The sequence below is a fragment of the Morganella psychrotolerans genome (assembly GCF_001676055.1).
Taxonomy (GTDB): domain Bacteria; phylum Pseudomonadota; class Gammaproteobacteria; order Enterobacterales; family Enterobacteriaceae; genus Morganella; species Morganella psychrotolerans_B.
In genome coordinates this window covers 101871-108739 of record NZ_LZEX01000006.1, presented here as the reverse complement: position 1 = coordinate 108739, position 6869 = coordinate 101871, and the positions used below count along the sequence as shown (strand labels likewise).

Here is a 6869-nt window from a genome sequence, read left to right as displayed (position 1 = left end):
AATCTCGTTTCCCGCTCCAAATTATCAGGTATACGCCGTTGTGATGCGGGAATAGCTCAGTTGGTAGAGCACGACCTTGCCAAGGTCGGGGTCGCGAGTTCGAATCTCGTTTCCCGCTCCAATCTCTTTTCTTCTTATATCGTTTTTCTCTTCTGCTCGTTTTCTTTTGTAAAAATACCATTGTCGCTTTTATTCGTATTTCTTATACCTGCTGCTTTCAGTTAAATTGTTGCCGGTATAAATAAGCATCTGTGCCCGCCGTTTGCACAGAATAATCACCGTTAATGATCCGTAGCGGAATAATGCTGATTATTTAACCGGTTAAACCGGTTTTTTTGGAAAAATCAGGTAAAATGCTTGCTAATCCACGGCTGGCGAAATAGAATGTGCGCCCTCTCTGATGAAGGTCAGGCCGGTGATCAGCAGTGGTGATTGTTTGAACGCAAACAGATAGCCAACAGGACTTTCTGACCGGTTTTCAGGTTAGTTTCCGGTTTATACCCTCTTTCAGGGGATAATTAAGGTAAACTGACAGATTATTTTTGTCCGCCTGTTATTTTTTATCCATAATCAGATGCGCCACGTTATTAACACCCTGCGCGCTCAGTCACACTTTCCTGCACAGAGTTATCCACAGATCGGATTTTGACGGCTATTCTCCTTAATGTGGTAAAACTCCGCATGCTACTTATTTAATTCATTGATATTTATATATTAATTTAATTTATACTATTTGCGTGACAGCTCTCTTGCATTTTTTTCTTCACGTTGATAGACAAGGTTTTTTTTATATTATTCACAACTCATAGTATTGTGGATAACTTTTTCTGCTATAGGGGGAGAGCTCAGGCGTCGCGGGGTAAACCTTTGGAAATGGCGCGGATAAGTCGTTTTTGCTGTGAAGTCTGTATTTCAATACCGGATTCCTCTCTTTTCACATACTGGCAGGCAATTGCCCAGTCAATGTGCTCATCCAGCCAGTCTGTCAGCCCTTTTTTCGCGGTCAGGGCGATCACTATATTATCTTCATAAGACGCATTGCCGAGTGCAACACTGATATTTCTCAGCCAGCGCAGATACCCGATACGCCGTATCGCAGAGCCTTCCGTGATACGCAGAAAGGTGGCTTCATCCCATGCGAAAAGTGTCAGTAACTCCGGGGTATGCAGTTGTTTGCGCGGTGAAAAATCATCTTCATCAGTCAGTTGTGAGAAACGGTTCCACGGGCAGATAAGCTGACAGTCGTCGCAGCCGTAGATCCGGTTACCCATCAGCGGGCGGAACTCCTCAGGGATCGCGCCTTCCAACTCGATAGTCAGATAGGAGATACAGCGGCGGGCATCAATAGTATAAGGCGCCACAATTGCCTGTGTCGGGCAGGTGGTCATACAGGCCACGCAGCGCCCGCACTGCTCTTCAACCGGCCTCTCAACAGGCAGAGGCAGGTTAATCAGAAGCTCTCCGAGAAAAAACCAGGAGCCGGCATCACGATTTAAAACAAGTGAGTGCTTACCAACCCAACCGAGACCAGCCTTCGCTGCCAGCGGTCGTTCGAGTACCGGCGCGGAATCAACAAACGGGCGGTAACTCAGGGAATGATTGAGTGCCAGCGCATCACAATGCGCCTGAATTCGCTCACCAAGCTGTTTCAGTCTCTGGCGCAGGAGCTTGTGATAGTCCCGCCCCAGCGCATAGCGGCTGATGTAACCCAGTGCAGGATTTTGCAGTGTGGCGGCAAATGCCGCTTTGGCAGGCAGATAGTTCATCCGCACACTGATGACACGCAGTGTGCCGGGCAGTAATTCATGCGGGCGCGCGCGCATCATGCCGTGACGCGCCATCCAGTCCATCTCTCCCTGATACCCTGCATCCAGCCACGCCTGCAATTTCGGCTCTTCGGCACTCAGGTCGGTATCGCAGATACCCACCTGCTGAAAACCAAGTTCATTTCCCCACAGTTTTATCTGTGCGGCGAGGGCGTGTAAATCGGGGCTATTGCTCATGATGTGAGTACTTGCTGACTATACAGAGGGCTACCGGGAATGGGACGGAGTTTATCACAGACTACCGGGTACAAAAACCGTACATTATTGTCGTTTTATCGCACACGGCTATGCAGGTATAATGCCGTAATGTGGTATGTTTATTACGAAACACGCTCAATTATTTCAATAAAAATAACCTGTGACGAAGAAGAACATGAAAGAACGCCTTTTTACGCTGGCAGATGAAGCTGCCACAGTTGCACTGGGCCGCGCATTGGCGCAACAGAGTCAGCGCGGGTTTGTCCTGCATCTTTTCGGTGATTTGGGTGCCGGTAAAACCACGTTCAGCCGCGGTTTTGTTCAGGCACTGGGGCATTCCGGGCATGTAAAAAGCCCGACATACACGCTTGTCGAGCCCTATGAACTCTCTCCGCGTCCGGTTTATCATTTTGATCTGTATCGTCTGTCTGATCCGGAAGAACTGGAATTTATGGGGATCCGCGACTATTTCGGCAAAAATACAGTGTGTCTGGTGGAGTGGCCACAAAAAGGGGCGGGTTTTCTGCCGGATGCAGATTTGGAATTGCACTTACGGTATGATGGAGAAGGTCGGGAAGCCCGTTTTGCTGCCCGCTCACCCTATGGTGAGGAACTCCTGGACAAGTTAGCGGAGAAATAAGGAATTGCCGAGAATGAATGCATATCTGACACGCAAGCCGGGTTTAACCTCAGCGTCATGGCTGACGGGACTCCTGTTTTGTATGAGCCTTCTGTTTACGGTTGCCGGACAGGCAGCGGTACTGACGGCGGTGAATGTGACCAATGACGGGTCACAGGGCACATTGTCACTCGATTTCGATGCAAAGCCGGATTACAAACTGTTTCCGCTGCATGACCCTGAGCGGCTGGTGATTGATATCCGCCAGTCACAGAAAATTACCGGGCTGCCGATGAAGCTTAATAACGGGCTGATTAAGGTTGTCCGGGAAAGCAAGGCGCCGGATGCTCAACATCAGCGCATTGTGCTGGAACTGGCTGAGAAAAACAGTGTCCGCGACGCCGTTGTGAATAAGGGCGGGCAGTCTCAACTGATAATTACCCTGACCGGTAAAAATGGTTATTCATCACCGGCATCTGCTCCGGTGGCAGCAGCGCAGCCGGTGACCAATCCCGGTAAACCGCTGCGGATGAATAACAGCGCACCGGTTACCTCCGCACCAGTCGCAGAACCGGTTCAGGCAAAAATTCCGGTAGTACCGACAGGTAAAATGCCGAAAAACAGCCGTCAGGTCGTGGTTGCGATTGATGCAGGGCACGGCGGGAAAGACCCCGGCGCGATTGGTCAGAACGGACTGAAAGAAAAAAATGTCACTATCAGTATCGCCCGCAAGCTTGAAAAACGGCTGAAAGATGACCCGATGTTTAAACCGGTTCTGACCCGCGACGGCGACTATTTTATCTCGGTTGCCGGGCGTTCAGAAGTTGCCCGTAAATTTGGTGCCAATATGCTGGTTTCTGTCCATGCAGACTCCGCCCCGAACCGCACTGCGCGGGGCTCTTCTGTATGGGTACTGTCTAACCGCCGGGCAAACAACGAATTAGGCAGCTGGCTTGAGAAGAGCGAGAAGCAATCTGAGTTGCTGGGCGGCGCAGGTGATGCACTGGCAAATGGTGCGGATCCGTATCTGAGCCAGGCGGTACTGGATTTGCAGTTCGGTAACTCTCAGCGCGTCGGTTACGCCGTGGCGCAGGATGTTATCCGCCAGCTCCGTCAGGTGGGTAAAGTGCATAAAGGTACGCCGGAACATGCTAGCCTCGGCGTGCTTCGCTCACCGGATATTCCGTCCATTCTGGTGGAAACCGGGTTTATCAGTAATGAATCCGAAGAACAACTTTTAGGATCGGATGCGTATCAGGAGCAGGTTGCTGCCGCGATCCACGGTGGATTACGCGCCTACTTTACGGCGAACCCGCTCCAGGCCGCGCCATCTAAATAACAGAGATACGGGAGCGATTATGGCAATCCGGATTTTACCGCCACAGCTGGCAAACCAGATAGCCGCCGGCGAAGTGGTTGAGCGCCCGGCATCGGTGGTAAAAGAGCTGGTGGAAAACAGCCTGGATGCCGGTGCAACCCGTATTGATATCGATATCGAACGGGGCGGAGAGAAACTTATCCGCATCCGTGATAATGGCTGCGGAATCGCCAAAGATGAGCTGGCACTGGCGCTGGCACGCCATGCCACCAGTAAAATCGCCACACTGGATGACCTTGAAGCCATTATGAGTATGGGATTTCGCGGTGAGGCGCTCGCCAGTATCAGCTCGGTATCCCGCCTGATGCTGACCTCCCGGACTCAGGATCAAAACGAGGCCTGGCAGGCATATGCCGAAGGCCGCGATATGGCGGTAACTCTGAAACCGGCGGCACATCCCGTCGGCAGTACAGTGGAGGTTCTTGATCTCTTCTTTAACACCCCCGCCCGGCGCAAGTTTATGCGCACAGAAAAAACCGAGTTCGGTCATATTGATGAAATTGTCCGCCGCATTGCGTTGTCGCGTTTTGATGTGGCGATAAATCTGACCCACAACGGCAAGCTGATGCGCCAGTACCGCGCGGTTAAAGCCGACGATCAGCATGAACGGCGCCTGGGAACTATTTGCGGCACGGTATTTATGCAGCAGGCACTGACTGTTGCCTGGTCTCATGACGGGCTGGATATCAGAGGCTGGGTGGCATCACCGGCGGATTACAGCGGTCCGGCGGATTTACAGTACTGCTATGTAAACGGACGGATGATGCGGGATCGCTTAATTAACCATGCGATCCGCCAGGCGTATGAAGATAAGCTGGGCAGCGACCGGCAGCCGGCGTATGTGTTGTATCTGGAGATTGACCCGCGTCAGGTGGATGTTAATGTTCACCCGGCAAAACACGAGGTTCGTTTTCATCAGGCGCGTCTGGTGCATGATTTTATTTATCAGGCCGTACTCAGTGTGCTGAAACAGCATGAGCAGCCTGCACAGTTACTTGCACAGGAAGAGTCAGTTGCTCAATCACATCATGTGATTGAAAACCGGGCCGCCGCCGGTAAAAATATTTTTGAACGTGAGCAAGCGCTCACACCAGTTTCCCGTCCTGCGGGTGCAGAAAACCCGGCTCCCCGCAGTGAGCGCGGCGGCACAATCCCGGCATATTCTGCCGATAAACCTGTTTACAGCGCAAAAGAAGCCGGAGTATATCAGTCATTAATGCAGGTTCCGGCAGAAACAAAGCCGCAGCTGTTCCCTGAGCGAAGCCATTTTTTGTCAGAAAACCGGGTTAGCGCGGGAAGTCAGCCGGTAACGGAAAAAAGTGAGCGTGTAAGTTTTGGTAAAATGCTTACACTTTATCCGCCGTGTTATGCGTTAATTGAAACAGATGCTGGGATAGCACTGTTTTCCCTCAGTAAAGCGACATATTATCTGCGCTGCCAACAACTTCTTCCCGGTAAGCAGGGACTAAAGGCTCAGCCGCTGATGATACCACTTCAGATTACGCTGAACGCGCAGGAGTGTGAGACATTTACGCAATTTTCCGGGGTATTGAATGCTTTCGGTATAGAAGGCTCAATTTCCCGTGGAAAAGCGACGATTCGTACGGTATCGTTACCGCTTCGTCAGCAAAATTTACCTCATCTTATCCCCGCGTTACTGAATTTTCTGGCTGCGGCTCCTGATACGGCGTCTGATGTTGTTGCCGGCTGGCTGGCAGATCAGCTTGAGAGTGAACCGGTGGCACAGAGTAAAGCGCAGGCGGTTCAGATAGTCGCTGAGGTTGAGCGGCTCTGTCCGACCCTGGTACAGAATCCGCCAAAGAATTTATTACAATTAATTGATTTAACTGAGGTCGTTTCGGCATTTTGTCATGAGTGAACTGAATAATCATAAACCTGCCGCCCTGTTTTTGATGGGACCGACGGCCTCAGGAAAAACGGCGCTGGCGATTGAATTACGTCAGCACCTGCCGGTGGAAATCATCAGTGTGGACTCTGCATTGATCTACCGGGGCATGGATATCGGAACGGCAAAGCCGACCGCCGCCGAACTGGCGCTTGCCCCGCACCGGCTGATTGATATTCTGGACCCGTCCGTTGCCTATTCTGCGGCCGATTTTCGCCGTGATGCGCTGGCCGCCATGAATGAGATAACCGCACAGGGAAAAATTCCGTTGCTGGTGGGCGGAACCATGCTGTACTTCAAAGCCCTGCTGGACGGATTATCACCATTACCGTCAGCAGACCCGGTTATCCGGGCGCAGATTGAGACGCGGGCAGCACAGGATGGCTGGCAGGTACTGCATGATGAACTGTGTGCTGTTGATCCGGTTGCCGGCGCACGTATCCACCCGAATGACCCGCAGCGCCTGAGCCGGGCGCTGGAAGTGTATTATATTTCCGGCAAAACAATGACAGAACTGACGCAAACAGCAGGGGAAAATTTGCCCTTTAATGCTTATCAGTTTGCCATTGCGCCGGCAGATCGTAAAATATTGCATCAGCGTATTGAAATGCGTTTTCAGATGATGCTGGAAGCCGGTTTTGAGGACGAAGTCCGCGTGTTGTATCAGCGTGGAGATCTTCATCCTGATTTGCCGTCGATCCGTTGTGTCGGCTATCGCCAGATGTGGTCTTATCTGGCGGGCGAATGCAATTATGACGACATGGCGTACCGCGGCATTTGCGCCACCCGTCAGCTTGCCAAGCGGCAGATGACGTGGTTGCGGGGTTGGGAGGGTGTTCAGTGGCTCGACAGCGAACAGCCTGAACAATCTCTTAAAACCGTTATGCATGTTCTTCGTGCATAGCGCCGTTGATTGTGTACAATTAACGGGTTATGAAAGTT

Annotated in this window: 5 protein-coding genes and 1 tRNA gene; 5 read left to right on the top strand and 1 reads right to left on the bottom strand. The window is 51.6% G+C overall.

Features of this window, described 5'->3' with window-relative positions:
* Positions 1–45: 45 nt before the first annotated feature.
* A tRNA-Gly gene (locus tag AYY17_RS06770) sits at positions 46–121 on the top strand.
* A 724-nt stretch (positions 122–845) separates the two neighbouring features.
* On the opposite strand, the gene queG is transcribed toward AYY17_RS06770, so the two are convergent.
* Positions 846–2003: a tRNA epoxyqueuosine(34) reductase QueG gene (gene queG / locus AYY17_RS06765; RefSeq protein WP_067422406.1), complete on the bottom strand. Its 1158-nt coding sequence runs from the start codon at positions 2001–2003 to the stop codon at positions 846–848.
* 196 nt (positions 2004–2199) lie between these two features.
* On the opposite strand from queG, the gene tsaE reads away from it, so the two are divergent.
* From tsaE to miaA, 4 genes are read left to right on the top strand one after another with little or no spacing between them, the layout of a single operon-like run.
* Positions 2200–2664, top strand: coding sequence for a tRNA (adenosine(37)-N6)-threonylcarbamoyltransferase complex ATPase subunit type 1 TsaE (tsaE, locus tag AYY17_RS06760; RefSeq protein ID WP_067365946.1), 465 nt, complete (start codon positions 2200–2202; stop codon positions 2662–2664).
* Between the two features lie 13 nt (positions 2665–2677).
* The gene (locus tag AYY17_RS06755; RefSeq protein ID WP_067422404.1) at positions 2678–3982 is read left to right on the top strand and encodes an N-acetylmuramoyl-L-alanine amidase; all 1305 of its coding nucleotides are present in this window, start codon (positions 2678–2680) and stop codon (positions 3980–3982) included.
* Between the two features lie 19 nt (positions 3983–4001).
* Complete coding sequence (gene mutL / locus AYY17_RS06750) at positions 4002–5900, top strand: DNA mismatch repair endonuclease MutL (protein WP_067422402.1); 1899 nt, start codon at positions 4002–4004, stop codon at positions 5898–5900.
* Complete coding sequence (gene miaA / locus AYY17_RS06745) at positions 5893–6831, top strand: tRNA (adenosine(37)-N6)-dimethylallyltransferase MiaA (RefSeq protein WP_067422400.1); 939 nt, start codon at positions 5893–5895, stop codon at positions 6829–6831. The genes mutL and miaA overlap by 8 nt, the downstream gene beginning before the upstream one ends.
* Positions 6832–6869 lie beyond the last annotated feature (38 nt).

Coding starts and splice junctions, on each gene's coding strand:
- queG (WP_067422406.1), bottom strand. CDS start 2,003: ATGAGCAATAGCCCCGATTTACACGCCCTCGCCGCACAGATAAAACTG.
- tsaE (WP_067365946.1), top strand. CDS start 2,200: ATGAAAGAACGCCTTTTTACGCTGGCAGATGAAGCTGCCACAGTTGCA.
- AYY17_RS06755 (WP_067422404.1), top strand. CDS start 2,678: ATGAATGCATATCTGACACGCAAGCCGGGTTTAACCTCAGCGTCATGG.
- mutL (WP_067422402.1), top strand. CDS start 4,002: ATGGCAATCCGGATTTTACCGCCACAGCTGGCAAACCAGATAGCCGCC.
- miaA (WP_067422400.1), top strand. CDS start 5,893: ATGAGTGAACTGAATAATCATAAACCTGCCGCCCTGTTTTTGATGGGA.